This window comes from Arthrobacter sp. NPDC093128 (assembly GCF_040683875.1).
Classification (GTDB): Bacteria; Actinomycetota; Actinomycetes; order Actinomycetales; family Micrococcaceae; genus Arthrobacter.
In genome coordinates this window covers 36,295-53,158 of sequence record NZ_JBFBEY010000028.1, presented here as the reverse complement: position 1 = coordinate 53,158, position 16,864 = coordinate 36,295, and the positions used below count along the sequence as shown (strand labels likewise).

Sequence of the window (16,864 nt, the reverse complement as noted above, 5' to 3'; positions counted from 1 at the left end):
TGGGATCCATGGTGTCGCTCATGATCAGTCCTCCCCGCCAGGCAACGCCCGGCGTGTCAGGCCAACCCTGGATCCACCGTTATTCAGACAGTCCCCAGTACGACCCGATCCGCAGCCCAGAGTGTGGACATTGTCCACACTCTCTTTTTGCCAGATTCAAGGCAACTCCGAGGGGCTGCCGCGCTCCCTAATCAGAGGCGCAGCATCTCTATGATCTACCGAGAGTCTTCCGGACCTGGCTCCCCCACTGCCGATGAGACGGCATGCGTCCTTTGCATGATGCGGGGGAAGGAGTGCTTCCGGCTTGTGACGAAACGTCCATTATCGACTCTTCTATGGTTGTCAACGTAGCAATGGCTGGGGACTGTTGGCATTGAGTGTGCGGTAGATCCGTCGGGCGAGGTAGCGCTTCACGCACCGACGAATTTCTTTCTTGGTTCGCCCTTCTGCTTGTCGTTTCGCTACGTATTCGATGGTCGCTGGATCGAACGCCATCCTCGTAAGAGCAACGATGTGAAGGGCTTTGTTCAGGGTCCTGTCGCCGCCGCGGTTGAGCCTATGACGGACGGTATTTCCAGATGAAGCGGGAATGGGGTTGACCCCGGCCAGGGAGGCGAAAGCCGCCTCGGAGCGTACCCGGCCCTGATGAGACCAAGCGGTAAGACAAATAGCTGCCGTGACTGGTCCGAAGCCGGATTCCTGCAGCAGCGGCGCCGCTTCGCTTACCTCAACCAGTCCGGTGATCCGGGAGCCGTTTGCTTTGATCTCAGCGTCAAGGTCGCCGATGCGCTTGGCCAGTCTGACCGCTTCAGAGCGGGCCACCGATACAGCAAGAGCTTCTTCACGGACCCGCCACCGGGACACCTCCAGTATCTGACTTCCGCTCAACGATTTGCGCGCGTCGAAACCCAAATCATTGATCCGGAGCAGCGAGTCAACGCGTTCACGGTCCTGGTCCGGTCGGTTGTCATCGAATGACGTGCAGTGACTAGGACCCGCAAGCTGCGCGGACCCCTTCGTTCAACCGTGGCCGGCGCAACTTATCCTCTTCCAAGGAAAGGACGGCAGAAGCGATCCGGTGCGCGTCCAACGGATCCGCCTTACCAACCCCACGGCGCGGCAGGGCGTCCATGCGCGTGGCTTCAGCAACTTGGTAGCCGGCAGCTGCGACAGCACCGGCCAACACGGCACCGTAAGAAGCCGCGCCCTCAATCACCCATAAGTGGCCAGGTCGGCCTCGGTGCGACGCGCAACCCAAGCAATGGCGCGGTTGATCCCGGCGCCCGTCGCTGGGAAATCCCGGTTTTCGATCCGTTCGCCGCTTGCCGCGGCAATGATGGCGAAGACGTGCTTCCGGGCGTGGGTGTCGACACCCACGACAAACGGGTGGGAATACGCAACGATAGTCATAGCGGTTCTGGCACCTTCCTCATTTCGCGGACATGGTCAGGCCGTTACGGGCCGGTACCAGTCCGGGTAGAGGTCACTTCGGAACAGCACTGTGACGAGCCACGCCCCCGCGGGGGCGGACAATCTTCTGATCAAGTCACCGATGTTGGCCGGGCAGGTGCCGGCCGCCCACCCAACGGACGGACAAGTCGATAACAGGACACCCGGGCACGGGCCAAGCGTTTAATGAGTCACGACCGCGGGGTGGAACGGCCTGCACCTACTCTGCCAGCCAATCCCAGACCAGCCACCCAATCCTCACAGCATTTAAAGCACGGGAGTAGAAGTAGCTGCGGGAACTCCCGTTCCAATGGCGACTCCGGCCGAAGCTGAGACGTTCCGCCTGAAGGTCGCTGGAAGACGCGCTGACTCGCCATGAACTGCGGACTAAGCGGAATCAACAACGTCCAGGGGCCCGGTGGTTTCAGGGATGCCCGGGAACTGAACCTGCTGCACGTCAACAACAGTCGGCGCTGGCGGCCGGCTTGCCGAACGCATGCGGAAGAGCGCGGTAGCCGAAATAAGGAACCAGGCGACGTTCGTGGCTACCGAAGGCCATGCCTCGTGAAAGGCCCCGTTGATGATGAAGGCGATGGCGCCCAGAAGGTTCGCCGTCTGGAAGCCCCTGCCGGTCTTCCACCAGCCCATGGAAACAGCCAGGAAAGCGCCGAGTATCGCCACTGCGCCTGCCCAGCCGGCGGCTTCCCACAGCAATTCCATGGTCAGGTGACGCTCACTCCGGCATCTGGGGCAACGCAGGCTTCGCTGCCGGCGCTTCTTGTCACTCCTAGTGGAAACCGTCGCGGTCCTCAGCGGCCCAGGCTTCGTAGAACTGGGCTTTTTCGAAGAGCCTTCGGTCCTGTACGGGAGCGCTGAGCCAAAGGATCTTGCCGTCGTCGGTGACTGCGTCAACGTATCCGCTGCAGACAGCGTTACACTGCTGGCGGATCTCCACGCTGGAGCCGGGGAGGAGGGTCCAGTCTCTGATGCGTCTCAGGTCCATGATCCCAGCCGCCCTTTCCTTGTTGCCGGTCAAGTTTCTGTTCCTGGTATTTCACACATGAGCGTGCACCCCGGGCTGTCCGGGGGTGCACGCCTGTGGCGTGAGCTAAACGGCTCAGCCGCGATTGTACATCACGTGTTTGGTGCGGGAGAAGTCGTCCAGGGCGTAGCTGGAGAGGTCGCGGCCGTAGCCTGAGCCTTTGAAGCCGCCCCAGGGCATTTCGGTGGCAATGACTAGGTGGGAGTTGACCCAGACAGTGCCGAAATCTAGCCGCCGGGGTACTGAGAGGGAGCGGGCGGAGTCCTTGGTCCAGACCGAAGCTGCCAGCCCGTAGATGGTTTCGTTGGCCCGGGTGATGGCTTCTTCGTCCGTGGCGAAGGTCTCCACGGAGACCACCGGGCCGAAGATTTCGTTGCTGGTGATCGGGGCGCCGGCGGGAACATCGGTGATAACGGTGGGTTCGACGAAGTAGCCGGGCCCCTCGGTGGCGCGGCCGCCGACGGCGATCGTCAGCCCATCCTTCCTGGCATCGTCGAGTGCGACCAGGACGCGCTCGTAGTGCGCTTTGGAGATCATGGAACCGATTTCGACGTCGTCGCCGGCGCCGGGAGTGCCGATCGTGATCTCACTGATCTCCCGGACTAGCAGTTCGGTGAACTTCTCGGCCACCGATTCGTGGACAAGGACGCGGCATGCTGACCCGCACTCCTGGCCGCCGTTCCAGAACCCGGCGCTGCGGACGCCTTTCGCGGCCGCTTCGAGGTCGGCGTCGTCAAAAATGACCACCGGTGCCTTGCCGCCGAGCTCAAGGTGGACCCGTTTGACCGAGCCGGCTGCGCTTGCGGCGACTTTCTGGCCGCTGCCCACGCTCCCGGTGATGGCCACCAGGTCCACGTCGGGGTGCTCCGAGAGCCGGTTACCCACCACGCGGCCCGGGCCGGTGACGATGTTCACGACTCCGGCAGGAACCTCGCCGGCGATCAGTTCAGCCAGCTTCAGCGTGGTGAGCGGCGTCTGCTCCGCAGGCTTGAGCACCAGGGTGTTGCCGGCGCCCAGCACCGGGGCGATCTTCCAGGCGGCCATCAGCAGGGGGTAGTTCCAGGGCGTGATGACACCGACGACGCCGACGGGCTCGCGGTGGATGACCGAGGTATGGTTTTCGGCGTAGTCGTCCGCGCCCAGGGTGCTGTAGGCACGGGCGGCGCCGGCTGAAAACCGGAAAGTATCGATGGCGCTGGAGATGTCGTCTTCAGCCACCGCCGCCGGCTTGCCCGTGTTGGCCGCTTCCAGGGTTTCGAACAGTTCCCGGTTCGCCTCGATGATGTCCGCGATACGCAGCAGCACTGCGGCGCGGTCCTTCGGCGTCTTCGCCGCCCAGGCCGCCTTGGCCGCCAGCGCGGCGGCAACGGCGGCGTCAACGTCCTCAACGGAGCCGGCCGGCACCTGGGTGAGGACCTCCTCCGTAGCCGGATTCACGACGTCGACCGTTGCCTCCGAGGTGGACGGAACGAAGGCGCCGCCAATGAACTGGCCGAAGGGCGGGAGGGACGGGGTGGGGGTGCTTTCCGCCCGGCGGACGGTAAACAGGGTCTTTTCTGCGGTTGTCATGGCTTGCCCGGGGTCCTTTCAGTGGGGTGGCTGGTGTGGAGCAGGTGATGGTGGTGGTGTTCGACGACGATTGGGCGCTCCCAGAAGTCGGCTCCTTCGATACCCAGGGCTTTGGGGTCGAAGGTGGGATCCAGCCCGAGCTTCCGCTGCCGTTCGTAGTCGCGGTAGATCTTGCGGACCAGCGGGAACAGGAAGACAAGGCAGATGAGGTTGACCCAGGCAATCAGGCCCAGCCCGATGTCACCGGCGGCCCACATAAGCTGGGCGTTGACCACGGAACCGAAGAAGACGATGGCCATGGTGCCGAGCTTAAGAACCGTCTTCCAGCCGTGTCCCTTCTTCCCGTCCAGCAGGTAGAGAAGGTTGGAATTGGCCACGTAGAAGTAGGCCAGCAGGCACGTGAATCCGAACAGGAGAACGGCGACGGCGACGAACCCGGCGCCCCACCCGGGAACGAGCGTGTCGATGGCTTCCTGGACCCAGTTGGCGCCAACCGGGACGCCCGGAAGGTTATTGACGATGTATCCGCCCGAACCGTCCGCAACGTTGTACTTGCCGGAGACCACCATCATGAGGCCGGTGGCCATGCAGATCAGCAGCACATCGATGTAGATGCTGAACGTCTGGACCAGGCCCTGCTTGCCCGGATGGGAGGTGCGTGCAGCGGCCGCAGCGAAGGTGGCTTCGCCCAGGCCGTTTGATGATGCGAAGACCGCACGGCGCACGCCCCAGGCAACGGCTGCGCCGGCGATGCCGCCCAGGACCGGGTGGATACCGATGGCGGACTGGAAGATCAGGGCTATGGCGGCGGGGACGCTGCCGATGTTGATGCCGATGACGGCGAGTGCCAGGAGCAGGTAGCCGATGGCCAGGACGGGGACGAGGGCCTGGGTCACCTTCACCAGGCGGGTGGTGCCGCCGAAGATGACCAGGGCGATTAGGACGGTGACCAGGACGGCCGGGATCCAGCTGTCCAGGCCGAATGCGAGCTTGGCGCTGGCTGCGATCGTGTTGACCTGGAGGCCCGGGAAGACGAAACCGTAGCCGATGACACCGAGAACCGCGACGAGCGCGCCTACTTTCGGCAGTTTCAGGCCGTACTTGATGTAGTACGGCATGCCACCGATGTCCTCGTTGGCGTTGCGGCGGTCCTCGTCCAACACCTGGCGCTTGAAGGTTTGCGACAGGGTTGCCTCGGCGTAGCCGACGGTGCAGCCCACGAGGCCGGTGACGGCCATCCAAACCAGGGCTCCGGGACCGCCGGCGCCGACGGCGGTGGCCACACCGGCGATGCTGCCCACACCCACCCGGCTGGCCAGTGCCAGCACGAGCGCCTGGAAGGAGGACAGGCCGCCTTCTCCGCCTTCGCTGTCCTTCAGCTGGCGGAGCATGTCCGGAATCCGCCGGAACTGTACCCCCTTGGTGGCGACGGAGTAGAGGACGCCCAGGCCCAGGACCACGTAGGCCATGGGCGCCCAGATGGCATCGGAAACACTCGAAAGGAACGCTTCGAAGTCGCTGCCCATGGGTTATCCGACGGTCTGGTAAAGGGCGGACAAGGCACGCTTCACGCGCTCCAGGTCTTCGGCACTGAGGTCAGCCGTGGGGCGCTTGGGCGAGCCGGCCGGCAGGCCCTGCAGGGAAAGTCCGGCCTTCACTGCGGGGATGAAAGGCACCGAGAGCAGGGCGTCGATGACAGGGTAGACCTTCCTCCACTGCTCCAGGGCACCGGACAGATCACCCTCGGCGATAAGGCGGCTGACCGAGACGATCTCGTTGGGCACCACATTCGCAGTGCCTGCCATGACGCCGGCAGCACCCTCGACCAGCGCGCTGTAGAGGTAGACGTCCCAGCCGATGAAGGTGCCGATGACGTCCGAGTGGTGGTGGATCAGCTGGAGGGCCTGCTCCCAGTTGGCGCTGGAGTCCTTGATGTAGCGGATGTTCTCCACTTCTTCGGCCAGGGCACGGACGGTGTCCGGGTCCAGGTTCACGCCGGTGACGGCGGGGATGTTGTAGAGCATGACCGGAATCCGGACGGACCGGGCCACGTCCTTGATGTAGGTGACCGTCTCCTCGAGGGTCAGCGGCTCGTAGTAGGGCGTGATCAGCATGAGCACGTCTGCGCCCAGCTTCTCCGCGGCCTTCGACAGCCTGATGGCCTCTGCCGTGGAGGTGGCGCCGGTGTTGGCGATGACCGGCACGCGTCCGTTCGCCTGGTTGATGACCGTTTCGATGAGGAGCAGCCGTTCCTCGGAGGACAGAGCGCCCACCTCACCGGTGGAACCCGCTGCGACGACGCCGTCGACACCGGCGTCGATGGAGCGGTCCACGATCTTCCGCAGGGTGTCGACGTCGATCGTCTCGTCTTGGTTGAAGGGAGTGGACAGGGCGGTGAGGACACCGCGGAGGTTGTTGGACATGAGTGGTTCCTTCTTAAGTTCGGTGGGTGGTGCAGTTTGTTCAGGTGGGTTTTGCTAGGCCACGATCGACAGTCCGGTGTTCGACGGTGCCTGGCGGTGGGTGGCCAGCACGCTGGCGGCCTCCTGTCCTGCGGAGAACCCGGTGGTGATGGAGCTTTCCGTGTACAGGGTGCCCAAGTAGTCCCCTGCCAGGAAGACGCGGTCGGTTCCGCGCATCAGGGTGGACTGGATCTTGGCCCGGCCGGGGAAACAGTAAGGGGAGGCATTCTTCCAGCGGTCGACTTTGGCCTCGACGACGCTGTCGGCGAAACCGTGGCCGAGGACCTGGTCGAGGTCGGTGAGGTGGGTCTTGATGACTTCCTCCTCGCTCTTCTCCAGCAGGGCCCGGCCCAGGCTCGCTGGGGAGAAGGTCATAAAGCTGCCGCCGGGCTTGCGCACGGACTCGGTGCCGCGAACGATGCTCGCCTGGTTCAAGGCGATGGCGAATGAGCGCTTGGGAGCAGCGATCGCGTAGATGTCATCCCACGGGCGCGCGGAGGTTTCGTTGGTCAGGAATGCGGTGCTGACGTGCGGGCCGTACTTGATCTGGCTCAATGCCCCGCGCAGGTCCTCGGGAAGGTCCACGCCGATCTTGTGGGACACGTCGGCGGTGGTGGCCAGGACCACCGTGCGTGCCTCCACTTCGCTGTCGACGCCGTCCTGCCGGTACCGGACCAAGACGGAGTCCTTCTTGTGGACTACTTCGGTGACGACGGCGCCGAGATGGACGCGGTCACCTAGCGCCACCGCGATGGATTCGGTCAGGGTGGACGGGCCGCCCACGATGCCCTGGCTGAGCCCCTGCCCAAACCCAAGGACCAAGCTGAAGTAGCCGATGCCGGCGCCGGCGGAGATCTCGTCCATGTCGCCGGCGGACCGGGTGACAGTGGTTTTGAAGAGCGCTCCTGCGTCCTCTGACAGGTTGCCGATGAAGTCCTGGAAGGAGGTGTCGTTCGCGAAGTCGTAGATGCGCTGCTGCCGCATGGCGCCGGACTCCCCCACGCGCTTGCGCACCACACCGGTGTATTTGGCCACCCCGCTCACTACTTTCATGCCGGCACGAAGGGTCTCCACCCGAGACGCCAGAGACATCGGGATACGGAACGGATAGGTGGCGATGTGCCCCTTCTTGATGAACTTGCCGTTCATGGACAGGCCCTGCAGGGACCCGGGGATCTGGACCGCCATGACGCCGACTTCATTGAGCAGCGCGTCCGTGGATGATCCGGCGCCGGCGAAGACGTGCCCGCCCCAGTTCAACCAGTAGTCGCCCCGGCGTTCCGAGCGAATCCGTCCCCCAACACGGTCCCCGGACTCCAGGACAATCGTGTCCCAGTGCCGGAGCCGCCAGGCTGCCGCAAGTCCGGCGAGTCCGCCGCCGACGATTACTGCGTCTTTCATGGTTCCCATTCCTAGCTGTTGGTACTTGTCTTTTTGGTGCCGAAGAAGCCGCGGCGGCTCCGACGGAAGTTTCTTGGGGCTTAGCCGATTGCTCGCTTCCTGAACGTGTGCTCCGGACCGGCGGCGCCGCCGTCGGGCACTGCCGCTTGACCGAACGTCTTGCCCCTGGGTCCGGCGGCCTGGTCGAGGGAGCCTGTGTGGGTCATGGCTTTTCCTTTCGGAAGCGACTTCAGGAAGTGGACCAGGAAGGAACAGGAGGTTGGCCGGCGTCGTGGCACCGTTGGCCGCCTGGTCCTTTTTGCTTGGTGTGACTCAAACCACCCTAGGATGTGATCACAGATCACACAACCCCAATTGACGAAATTTCTTTACCCTTCGAAAGCGTTACTGCCGCTGGCGAAGGGCTGCGGGCCGGGCGGCCGTATATTTGACTCGTGGTCATAACCAAGCGCGCCGAACCCACCCTGCTGACCGACCAGGTTTATGAGGTGATTCACGCCGCGATCCTCAGCGGGGACCTCCCTGCCGGCTCGCGGCTTAAGGTGCGCGATCTCGCCGAGCAGGTGGGAACCAGCGTGATGCCTGTGCGTGAGGCGATCCGCAGGCTTGAGGAGACGGGCCTCGCAGAGCGCCAACCCCACAAAGGGGCGGTGGTCAAAAGCCTGACCTTCGAGGAACTGATACATGTCTATGACGTCCGCAGGCTCCTGGAAACCGAAGCCGCACGGCTGGGCAGTGAAAAGATCACGCCCCAGGACTGCGACAGGATGCAGTCGGAGTACGAAATGATGCGCAAGGCCATCGATGAGCGCCAGGTCATCCCCCTGCTGGACCATGACGAGGCCATGCTGGCCATCCTCTATGAGGCTGCGGGCAACCCGGTCCTGCTCCAAATGATCAGGGCACTTTGGCAGCAGTGCCGGGCATACAAAATTGTTGGCGCCCAAGGGTCCCTGGATGCCGAAAAGGACGACTCCCTCTGGCGTTATCAGCAGGATCTGGTGACCGCGGCACGGGACGGCGATCCGGCAGCCGCCGCAGCCGTGAACGAGGCTTCCCTCCTTGACGCGAGCGAGCGGATTAAAAGCCGGCTGGCTGATCAGGGCGCTGCCTAACGTTCGATATACGGCTGGTTGACCGAGCGGAAAAGATCGGGGAGAGTCCCTCAGAGACATCGACTACCGGGTCATCGCGGACAGACGACTGATCATGCTTGGACTTAGGCCAAGCGAGTCGATCAACGAGACCAGCTGTCCAAGGAAATGCAGATGGGACGCACCCAAATCTGGCCACCCTTGGCTCGGTCATCATCGATATCGTCTTCCTCGCCGGTTGCATCCCGGCACTCAAATTCGTTGAGTGGCGGGCCGCCGGCCGCTGATCATCTGCTGCTCCGCCCTGATGGCCATCTCCATCTTCATCCGGGCCGGTCATGGGCTGTTTGACTTCGTACGCGCTGTTTTTCGGTGGCCGAGCATCCTCGAATGGGACTACCCAGTTGGGCTGTAGGCACGGAGATCCCCGTATTCCGCTTCCACCTCTTCCCGTCGCTGCAAAGAAATTCGGCGTGATTTGTGATCACAGATCTAGACAGGGTGGTAATTCGCTGGCTAGAGTGACGTACAGCACACGCAGGGACGCAAGCCAGCCTGCTCCAACTCTGAGCAAGTCTCCAGGGCCTCGGGCCAACACAAAGTCAGCGACTCAGCCTCAGGGTTAGATGCGTCATTTATCCAAAGGAACCAAAAATGAGCTTCAGTTTTGGCACTAAAACTCCCCCGATCACGCTCTCTGGCGAGGTTGTGGTTTCCGGGCTCGGCAAGAGTTACGGCGCCAGCCGTGTGTTGTCAGATGTGAACCTGGTCATGAACGAGGGCGAGGTGGTCTCGATCATTGGGCCCTCCGGGGCAGGGAAGAGCACGTTCCTGCGATGCCTGAATTACCTGGAGACACCAACTGAAGGCACAATCGAAATTGGCGGCGCCCGCGTCGTTGCCGGTGGAAAGTTGCCGGACAAGGCCAGCCTGGACCACCTCCGGCGCGTGACCGGAATGGTCTTCCAAAGCTTCAACCTGTTCCCGCACCTGACCGTGATGGAGAACATCACCCTGCCGCAGCGGAAAGTGCTCGGCGCGAGCAAGGAGCAGGCACAGGAGACCGCCAACAGATTGCTCAGGCACGTCGGCCTTCCCGACAAGGCAAACGCATATCCCGCCCGCCTCTCCGGGGGCCAACAGCAGCGCATCGCCATCGCCCGGGCCCTGGCCCTGTCGCCGAAAGTCATGCTCTTCGACGAGCCGACATCCGCCCTCGACCCCGAGATCGGCCTCGAGGTCCTCGCCGTCATGCGTGACCTCGCAGGCGAGGGTATGACAATGCTCGTAGTCACCCACGAGATGCACTTCGCCCGTGACGTCTCGGACCGCATCATGGTGATGGGCAACGGCGGCGTGCTGGAGATCGGCCCGAGCAAGCAGGTGATGTCGGAGCCCCAAAACGAACGGACCCGGCAGTTCCTCAAAGAAGTGCTGGACAGGTGAACCGGAAATGATCACAGAACTCCTGCCCGCGATAGCCCGGGGCGTCGGACTCACGCTTTACGTCACGGGCGCCTCGCTCGTGATCGGAGGCGTCATCGGCCTGGTCCTCATCGGGGCCGCCCGCTCACCGTTCGCCATCGTCCGGGGTATCGCCCTCCTCTACATCAACGTCGTGCGGGTCATCCCCCCGATCACGTGGCTGTTCCTGATCTACTTCGGCCTGCCGCAGTTCGCGCTGCGGCTGTCGACGATCCAGGCCGCCATCATCGGTTTCTCCATCATTGCCTCAGCGTTCATGGCCGAGATCTACCGCTCGGGACTGCTCAGCATCCCCGAGGGCCAACGCGAAGCAGCCCACGCACTCGGGTTGAGCGCCGTCACCACCGTCCGCCACATCATCACCCCGCAAGCATTCCGTGTCGCGCTGCCCGCGATCGCCACATACGGCATCGGGCTTCTGAAGGACTCGGCCCTGGCATCCACGATCGGGGTGCGTGAGATCACCTACTACGCCCAACAAAGTGCGAAGCAGACACATGAGGGGCTTCTCTCCTTCATCGTTGCCGGCGCGCTTTACATCGTGATCAGTCTCGTCGTCGCCCTCGTCTCGCGGCAGGTCGACCTCGGGCTACGCAAGAAAATCGGAGTGGCGTGATGGACATGCTTTCCCAGTGGCTCGGATGGTTGCCAAGCCTCGCTCCAGGTCTTCTTGTGAGCCTCCAGCTGACCGGACTCTCCCTGCTCTTCGGATTCCCCCTCGGCCTGCTATTCGCTGTGATGGCAGCGGCGAAACTCGCACCGCTGCAATGGATCTCGTTCCTGTTCGTTGAGGTCGGGCGTGGACTGCCGGCCTTGGTCCTGCTGTACCTGCTGTACTTCAGCCTCCCTGATGCCGGCATTACCCTGACTTCCCTGACCACGGCGATCATTGCTTTGACCTGGAACACCGGCGCCTACGCCTCCGAGTACTTCCGCGCCGGCATCGCCTCAGTCCCACTCGGGCAAAAAGAAGCGGCACTCACCTCCGGGCTCCGCGGCTGGACCGGCTTCCGGCTCATCATCCTGCCGCAGGCACTCCGGATTTCCACCCCGCCCCTGGCAGGACTCGCCGTACTCGTCTTCCAAGGCAGTGCACTCGCATTCGTGATCGCCGTACCGGAACTGATGTCCAAGGGCTTCGAGATCGCATCCATCACCTTCGAATACCTCAGCGTCTACCTGCTCACGGCAGCGATCTACGGATCCATCACCCTCCTCTTCCTCGGTTTCGTCCGGGTGCTGGAACGCCGCCTCGGCCGCCATCTGCAACGCAACTGACCGCACTCCACTCATCCAGGGCAATCCGCCCCACAACCTCAGTACAGAAAGAAAAAACCATGTCACGAACTCCCCGTACCCTCGTGCGCGCGCTTTCCGCCGGCGCCGCGGCCGGACTGCTCGCCGTCTCCCTCACCGCCTGCGGCGGCAACGGCTCCGCCGGCAGCGCCTCCGACTGCAAACCGGCACACAGCGACCTCAAATCAATCACTGAAGGCGAGCTCACAGTCGCCAGCTACGACTATGCACCCGCCACAATCCTCCAAGGTGAAGGCGTCACCGGCATGGAGGGTGACCTGATCAACGAGATCAAGCTTGAATGCCTCAAAGTCACGGTAAGCACCTCTGGCGGCGCGGGAGCGGTCATCCCGTCAGTGCAGTCCAAGCGCGTTGACATCGGCTCGGGAAACTGGCTGCGCACCAAGGAACGGACCAAGATCGTCTACATGAGCACGCCACTGTGGAGCGATCCGCAGGCCATCGTCTCCAAGACGGGTCTGACCAGCGACAACCTGGAGGGCAAGGTGATCGGCTCGGTCGCCGGCAACCTCTGGAACGACAGCATGCAGAAGTGGCTTGGAGATAAGTTCAAGATCTACCAGGACGACGAATCCATCTACGGAGATCTCAAAGCGGGCCGCATCGATGCCCTCGTCGCATCCTCCGCGTCCGCTAACTACCGCTTCAAAAGCGCCCCCATCGAGGGTGCCACGGTGGTCGACGTGAAGCCGAACGCGAATGTCCCCCAGTTCGCTGCGGTAGGCCAGGTCATGCTGCCGTCCAGCCTCGACAACGACGCGCTCGGCAAGGCACTGGACGAGGACATCAAGAAGCTCCGTGAAGACGGCACCATCAAGAAGCTCCTTGAGAAGTACGGGATCGACCCCTCCGTCGGCGAGCCGGGCGCACCCAGCGAGCTCTAACGCCAGCATCCTTCCATGCCAGGGCGACGCCGGATATCCGTCCGGCGTCGCCCTGGCAGTGGCCGGCGGGCGACCCACTTCTCAACTGTTAAAGCAAGCAAGGGAGCATGCACATGAGCGGGACCATTGTTGTAGGGGTTGACGGCAGCGCTACGGCCAGAAAGGCCGCGGAAGCTGCCAGGGACCTGGCTGCAGCACTCGGCGCGACCCTCCACGTTGTGTCAGCCTTCGACTCTGAGCGTTCAGATGTATTCAGGACCGGTAGTGACAAATGGCTGGTATCGGACGCGGACAAGGCTGAACACGTCGCGAGGACCGTAGCGGACACCCTGGGCGGGGACATCAACATCACCTACTCCGCAGCTGCGGGCAGGCCACCGGATGCCCTCATCAGGGAAGCAATCCGAAAGGAAGCCCGCGTCATCGTGGTAGGCAACCGCAGGATGAGGGGCGTCGGACGCGTCCTGGGCAGCGTGGCCAACAGCGTGGCGCACGACGCGCCCTGCGATGTCTACATCGCCAATACGTACGACGCACACTAACTACTTTTCCAAAAGGAGCCCACAGTGCATGACGTGATAATTGTCGGAGGCGGCGCAGCAGGCCTTGGGACTGCGTACTATCTGCAGGACACGGGGATGGACGTCCTCATTCTGGAATCCGGCCAGGATATAGGCGGCCGGTCCCACACAGTCCAACTGGCTGGAACGTCGGCGAACTCCGGTGCGATGTTTGTTTACAAGGGAACTAAATCAGAAGAGCTGGTAAAGGAACTGGGCATCGAGACAGTGCCCTTCCTCCCTGAAACCTACGGTATCCACGTCAACGGTAAGACCGTTGTGGCCAAAACCAACGAGGAAGTGGTGGCTGGACTCGATCTCACAGAGTCCGAAAAGACGGAGCTCATCAAGTTCCTTGACACCTCCCTCACGGAATACCACGACTATGCCAATAACCGGACTTCCGCAGTCGGGCTCGAGAAGCTCTCGGGTGAGACAGTGGCCGACCGGATCGCCGACCTGCAGCCAGCCGTCCGGGACATCATTGCCACCGCTATCCGTGGAGGCGCCGTGGGCGATCCGGCCAATCTCTCGGCGAAGTATGCGCTTCGCTATTTCGCCAGCTATCTCGCACGGGAAAAGAACAACCGCCTTTACGCACTGGACGGAATGCAGGCCATTCCACGCGCCATCCTCAAACGCCTGCCTGACCACACCGTCCGCTACAAAACCCGGGTAACAGATGTAGCCCTGTTCGAGGAAGAGCGCGTCTACCAAGTCACTGTTAGCGGCCCCGGTGGCGAAGAGAAGCTGACGGCAAAGCACGTGGTCCTAGCAGTTCCTGCCCCAGTGGTACCGGACGTCGTCAGGAACTTGCCGGAGTGGAAGAAAGCCGCGCTTAACAAGGTGGCCAGCCCCGGCAGCACCACGCTGAACATTGTCGCAGATATCAAAGGGCTCCCGGAATTCAAGGACTGGGCCTTCATCGTGACCGCCGGCATGCCCTTCGACGCCATCATCAACCCTGTCCCGGGCGGCACCCACAAGACCTCCAGCACGGACATCGTCCAACTCACCTGCTACGGAAATTCCTCAGGCTACCTCCCCGGGTTCGCCGACGACGAGCAGCAGGTCGGGCAGTGGATGGAGGACCTGTACGCGGTGGCACCCGCGCTTCGCGGCCGGGTCCTCGGCATACACCCCCAGACTTGGCAGCACTGCTTCGCCTTACTCAGCCCCGAGCGGGCAGAAGCCCTTCCGCAGCTTCAGCGTTCGATCGGATCGCTGCACTTCGCCGGCGACTACACCTCCGCAACCGCAGGGACCCACGGGGCCTACACCGAGGCCGAACGCGTGGCTGCACTGATCCGGAACTCACTGCAGCCCACGGGTTAGCGGCGACACAGCGGCATGGGCCCATGGCGGCTGGCGTACCGGCTACTTGGGCTGCTGCAGCTTAGCCAGGGCAGGGCCGAAGCCGCGCGGTGCAGCGGGGATCTCCGCCGCACACAGAGAAAATTCAGGTATGGTGATCCGCCAGTCCCATTCCGTCTCCGCCCGGCGCGGAGCGTCACGGATATCTCGACCGGCGGTCATGTCGCAACCGTCCGCCGCAGGCAATGAGGGGTCACAGAGCCAAGGCGCCCGCGCACAAACTGAAAGGAGCCCGGCGGGTATGAAATCCGGGTCATCGGCACGCAGCCGTTCTTGCCCGGCGTTACAGACGTGGGTGTTGACAGTGTCAACACCACGTTTGGCCGGACGAACCCGCCGTCACCCGCCCTGACTGGCCCCCAGGAAGCAGCTATCTGATGAAGATTCTGAAGGTAAGGTTCGCCCGGGTCATGTCATGGGAGGACCCTTACCGATGAATGAGTGATGGCCAATAAGGACCAAGGAAACAAGCCAGAGAAGGAGACAAATAGCTCCACTGACCAGCAAGCGGAGGGCCCCCCAGCCAGGACCCTGGCCCCGCTACCCCCCACAACTTCACGGGCGACCGCGGCGCCAGGCACAGTCCGCGGCCAGTGTCAGAGGGACCCGCGGAGGGTCAATGTCCACACATTAAAAGCAAAAAGCCCTCTGACGAGGCGTTATGCGTGCCCGAGATGGGACTCAAACTGCATTCCAGCCCTTGGAATTTCGCCACTCCCCCCAAGACTTCGCCAATCCGATCCAGTCCGGTACCAGTACCGGTACCGCCGGGTCCGAAACCCTGGGTGTGCACATTGTGCACACCCCTAATTCCTGCCTAACAGATGGCAACCCAGCTCTGACCATCCACGGCTGTCGATCCCGAATCGAAGATCCACGTAAATCGCCCACTCCCGTCGGACTCCCTCTACATCGGTCATTCGGCTGGACCAGGACATGACCTTCCGATCAAAAGCAGGGGCGTTGCCAATACGACATCAAACCCTTCAACGGTGCCGCTCTCATCCTGCAGCAGATCAGTAACCGCGTCACCGCCGGCATCGAAGCCGGCTACGTCAGAATCGAGCGTACACAAAACCACCCAGGGCATTGAGAGCCAAAACAGTTGCCAGGCACCCCGTCGCGGTTTAACACACGCGAAACAGTTGACTAATGGCTGGGAAATGTGGCCGCGGCAGTCTTGAGGCATGAGCCCCAGCCAAGACCTCTCCGCCGATGAATGGGAAGATGCAGTTTCGCGCAGTTTCGTTCCGCTCCGTGTTTCCCAATTGTCGAAGTGCTTTGTTGGTCACATATCGCGTCAGCAACTGGATTCTAACTACGGGCTCAGCCGTGTGAAGTGTGAGGGCTCTGTGCTCAACCGGACACCTGACCAGGCCAATGGCGACTCCGCGCAAAGCGTTCTGTTTGTCACCCACCTGCGGGGGCAAGCGAGAGTGAGTCAGAACGGCCGCCTTGCAGCCCAGAAACCCGGACATTCAGTCCTGTATCTCACGGACCGTCCCTACGAATTGGACTTCCCCACCGCCATCGACGAAGTTGTCCTGCAGGTGCCTGCAGCCGCATTGTCCACCCGCAGGCGCCGCCTCGATGAGCTCGCCGCCCGCTCCTTCGAACCGACAATGCCGTTCAGGCTGTTGCAGACATACATCATGCAGTTATCCATCGAGGGAACCGGCAGGGACTCAGCGGGCCTCGGACGCGTTGCCGCCGAACTCCTGGACGTTGCGCTTGGGTCTGTGGACGGCACGTACGTAAACGCATCCGGAGACGCGACGTACGCCAGCGTCAAACAGTTTGTTCGCGAGCATGCCTGCGACGCGAATTTGGATCCGTCAACTGTCGCCGCGGCCTTCCATATCTCCCTCAGGCAGCTCTACAACCTCTTCACGGAAGCCGGCCAGAGTCCTGCTGAAATGATCCGGCAGAGGCGCCTCGATCTCGCCCAGGGGATGCTGGTCAACGACCCAAAACGTCCGGTGGCAACGATTGCCTATGAGTGCGGGTTCACGGATTCGTCAACGTTCACGCGGGCCTTCAGGGCAAATACTGGACAGACGCCGGCGGCCTACCGCCGCGAGCGCGCTCTGATCATCGCCGGCTCCTAGGTCCGCGCAGGCACCGACTGTCTCCGGGAGCCATGCACGGAATGCCTCCTGCGCTGCACGGTCTGCCCTGCTGTGCCGGCCTTCCCTCTCCTAGCCTGAAAGGGTAAATATCCGAGACC

Annotated in this window: 16 protein-coding genes and 1 pseudogene; 8 read left to right on the top strand and 9 right to left on the bottom strand. The window is 62.7% G+C overall.

The window, feature by feature from the left end; genetic code table 11:
• Positions 1 to 342: 342 nt before the first annotated feature.
• From AB0N24_RS23875 to AB0N24_RS23840, 8 genes and pseudogenes are all read right to left on the bottom strand, one after another.
• Positions 343 to 1,410, bottom strand: a pseudogene (locus AB0N24_RS23875) (IS110 family transposase).
• 426 nt (positions 1,411 to 1,836) lie between these two features.
• Positions 1,837 to 2,169 carry a hypothetical protein gene (locus AB0N24_RS23870; RefSeq protein ID WP_364129987.1) on the bottom strand — a complete coding sequence of 111 codons (333 nt, stop codon included), beginning with the start codon at positions 2,167 to 2,169 and terminating at the stop codon, positions 1,837 to 1,839.
• 67 nt (positions 2,170 to 2,236) lie between these two features.
• Positions 2,237 to 2,452: a hypothetical protein gene (locus AB0N24_RS23865; protein ID WP_364129985.1), complete on the bottom strand. Its 216-nt coding sequence runs from the start codon at positions 2,450 to 2,452 to the stop codon at positions 2,237 to 2,239.
• Positions 2,453 to 2,566: 114 nt separating this feature from the next.
• A complete protein-coding gene (locus AB0N24_RS23860) occupies positions 2,567 to 4,060 on the bottom strand; it encodes an aldehyde dehydrogenase family protein (protein ID WP_364129982.1) in 1,494 nt (497 codons plus the stop codon).
• Positions 4,057 to 5,586 (bottom strand): alanine/glycine:cation symporter family protein, encoded by a 1,530-nt coding sequence (locus AB0N24_RS23855; protein WP_364129979.1) that lies wholly within the window; start codon positions 5,584 to 5,586, stop codon positions 4,057 to 4,059. Before AB0N24_RS23855 ends, AB0N24_RS23860 begins: the two co-directional genes overlap by 4 nt.
• 3 nt (positions 5,587 to 5,589) lie before the next feature.
• On the bottom strand, positions 5,590 to 6,483 hold the full coding sequence (dapA, locus tag AB0N24_RS23850) for a 4-hydroxy-tetrahydrodipicolinate synthase (RefSeq protein WP_364129976.1): 894 nt from the start codon (positions 6,481 to 6,483) through the stop codon (positions 5,590 to 5,592).
• A 54-nt stretch (positions 6,484 to 6,537) separates the two neighbouring features.
• Entirely contained in the window at positions 6,538 to 7,923 is a 1,386-nt protein-coding gene (locus tag AB0N24_RS23845; protein ID WP_364129973.1) for an FAD-dependent oxidoreductase, read from the bottom strand.
• Between the two features lie 80 nt (positions 7,924 to 8,003).
• Positions 8,004 to 8,129, bottom strand: coding sequence for a hypothetical protein (locus AB0N24_RS23840; protein WP_364129971.1), 126 nt, complete (start codon positions 8,127 to 8,129; stop codon positions 8,004 to 8,006).
• A 228-nt stretch (positions 8,130 to 8,357) separates the two neighbouring features.
• Here AB0N24_RS23840 and AB0N24_RS23835 point away from each other — a divergent pair, with 228 nt between their 5' ends.
• The 7 genes from AB0N24_RS23835 to AB0N24_RS23805 all read left to right on the top strand — a co-directional run bounded on the left by AB0N24_RS23835 (position 8,358) and on the right by AB0N24_RS23805 (position 14,598).
• Complete coding sequence (locus AB0N24_RS23835) at positions 8,358 to 9,038, top strand: GntR family transcriptional regulator (protein WP_364129968.1); 681 nt, start codon at positions 8,358 to 8,360, stop codon at positions 9,036 to 9,038.
• Positions 9,039 to 9,671: 633 nt separating this feature from the next.
• Positions 9,672 to 10,463, top strand: coding sequence for an amino acid ABC transporter ATP-binding protein (locus tag AB0N24_RS23830; RefSeq protein ID WP_364129965.1), 792 nt, complete (start codon positions 9,672 to 9,674; stop codon positions 10,461 to 10,463).
• 7 nt (positions 10,464 to 10,470) lie between these two features.
• Positions 10,471 to 11,118: an amino acid ABC transporter permease gene (locus AB0N24_RS23825; RefSeq protein ID WP_364129962.1), complete on the top strand. Its 648-nt coding sequence runs from the start codon at positions 10,471 to 10,473 to the stop codon at positions 11,116 to 11,118.
• On the top strand, positions 11,118 to 11,780 hold the full coding sequence (locus AB0N24_RS23820) for an amino acid ABC transporter permease (RefSeq protein ID WP_364129960.1): 663 nt from the start codon (positions 11,118 to 11,120) through the stop codon (positions 11,778 to 11,780). Before AB0N24_RS23825 ends, AB0N24_RS23820 begins: the two co-directional genes overlap by 1 nt.
• 59 nt (positions 11,781 to 11,839) lie before the next feature.
• Entirely contained in the window at positions 11,840 to 12,703 is an 864-nt protein-coding gene (locus AB0N24_RS23815; RefSeq protein ID WP_364129957.1) for an ABC transporter substrate-binding protein, read from the top strand.
• A 113-nt stretch (positions 12,704 to 12,816) separates the two neighbouring features.
• On the top strand, positions 12,817 to 13,245 hold the full coding sequence (locus tag AB0N24_RS23810) for a universal stress protein (RefSeq protein ID WP_364129954.1): 429 nt from the start codon (positions 12,817 to 12,819) through the stop codon (positions 13,243 to 13,245).
• 24 nt (positions 13,246 to 13,269) lie between these two features.
• Positions 13,270 to 14,598: an FAD-dependent oxidoreductase gene (locus tag AB0N24_RS23805; protein ID WP_364129951.1), complete on the top strand. Its 1,329-nt coding sequence runs from the start codon at positions 13,270 to 13,272 to the stop codon at positions 14,596 to 14,598.
• Positions 14,599 to 14,640: 42 nt separating this feature from the next.
• Here the strand turns inward: AB0N24_RS23805 and AB0N24_RS23800 are convergent, their stop codons facing one another.
• A complete protein-coding gene (locus tag AB0N24_RS23800) occupies positions 14,641 to 14,799 on the bottom strand; it encodes a hypothetical protein (RefSeq protein WP_364129948.1) in 159 nt (52 codons plus the stop codon).
• Between the two features lie 1,025 nt (positions 14,800 to 15,824).
• Here AB0N24_RS23800 and AB0N24_RS23795 point away from each other — a divergent pair.
• Positions 15,825 to 16,745, top strand: a complete 921-nt coding sequence (locus AB0N24_RS23795; protein ID WP_364129945.1) for a helix-turn-helix domain-containing protein — start codon at positions 15,825 to 15,827, stop codon at positions 16,743 to 16,745.
• Positions 16,746 to 16,864: the final 119 nt, after the last annotated feature.

Bases quoted from the DNA above. Each gene is read 5' to 3' on its own strand.
- AB0N24_RS23795 (WP_364129945.1), top strand. From the start codon at position 15,825: ATGAGCCCCAGCCAAGACCTCTCCGCCGATGAATGGGAAGATGCAGTT.
- AB0N24_RS23825 (WP_364129962.1), top strand. From the start codon at position 10,471: ATGATCACAGAACTCCTGCCCGCGATAGCCCGGGGCGTCGGACTCACG.
- AB0N24_RS23810 (WP_364129954.1), top strand. From the start codon at position 12,817: ATGAGCGGGACCATTGTTGTAGGGGTTGACGGCAGCGCTACGGCCAGA.
- AB0N24_RS23800 (WP_364129948.1), bottom strand. From the start codon at position 14,799: ATGACCGCCGGTCGAGATATCCGTGACGCTCCGCGCCGGGCGGAGACG.
- AB0N24_RS23815 (WP_364129957.1), top strand. From the start codon at position 11,840: ATGTCACGAACTCCCCGTACCCTCGTGCGCGCGCTTTCCGCCGGCGCC.
- AB0N24_RS23870 (WP_364129987.1), bottom strand. From the start codon at position 2,169: ATGGAATTGCTGTGGGAAGCCGCCGGCTGGGCAGGCGCAGTGGCGATA.
- AB0N24_RS23845 (WP_364129973.1), bottom strand. From the start codon at position 7,923: ATGAAAGACGCAGTAATCGTCGGCGGCGGACTCGCCGGACTTGCGGCA.
- AB0N24_RS23840 (WP_364129971.1), bottom strand. From the start codon at position 8,129: ATGACCCACACAGGCTCCCTCGACCAGGCCGCCGGACCCAGGGGCAAG.
- AB0N24_RS23820 (WP_364129960.1), top strand. From the start codon at position 11,118: ATGGACATGCTTTCCCAGTGGCTCGGATGGTTGCCAAGCCTCGCTCCA.
- dapA (WP_364129976.1), bottom strand. From the start codon at position 6,483: ATGTCCAACAACCTCCGCGGTGTCCTCACCGCCCTGTCCACTCCCTTC.
- AB0N24_RS23855 (WP_364129979.1), bottom strand. From the start codon at position 5,586: ATGGGCAGCGACTTCGAAGCGTTCCTTTCGAGTGTTTCCGATGCCATC.
- AB0N24_RS23830 (WP_364129965.1), top strand. From the start codon at position 9,672: ATGAGCTTCAGTTTTGGCACTAAAACTCCCCCGATCACGCTCTCTGGC.
- AB0N24_RS23865 (WP_364129985.1), bottom strand. From the start codon at position 2,452: ATGGACCTGAGACGCATCAGAGACTGGACCCTCCTCCCCGGCTCCAGC.
- AB0N24_RS23860 (WP_364129982.1), bottom strand. From the start codon at position 4,060: ATGACAACCGCAGAAAAGACCCTGTTTACCGTCCGCCGGGCGGAAAGC.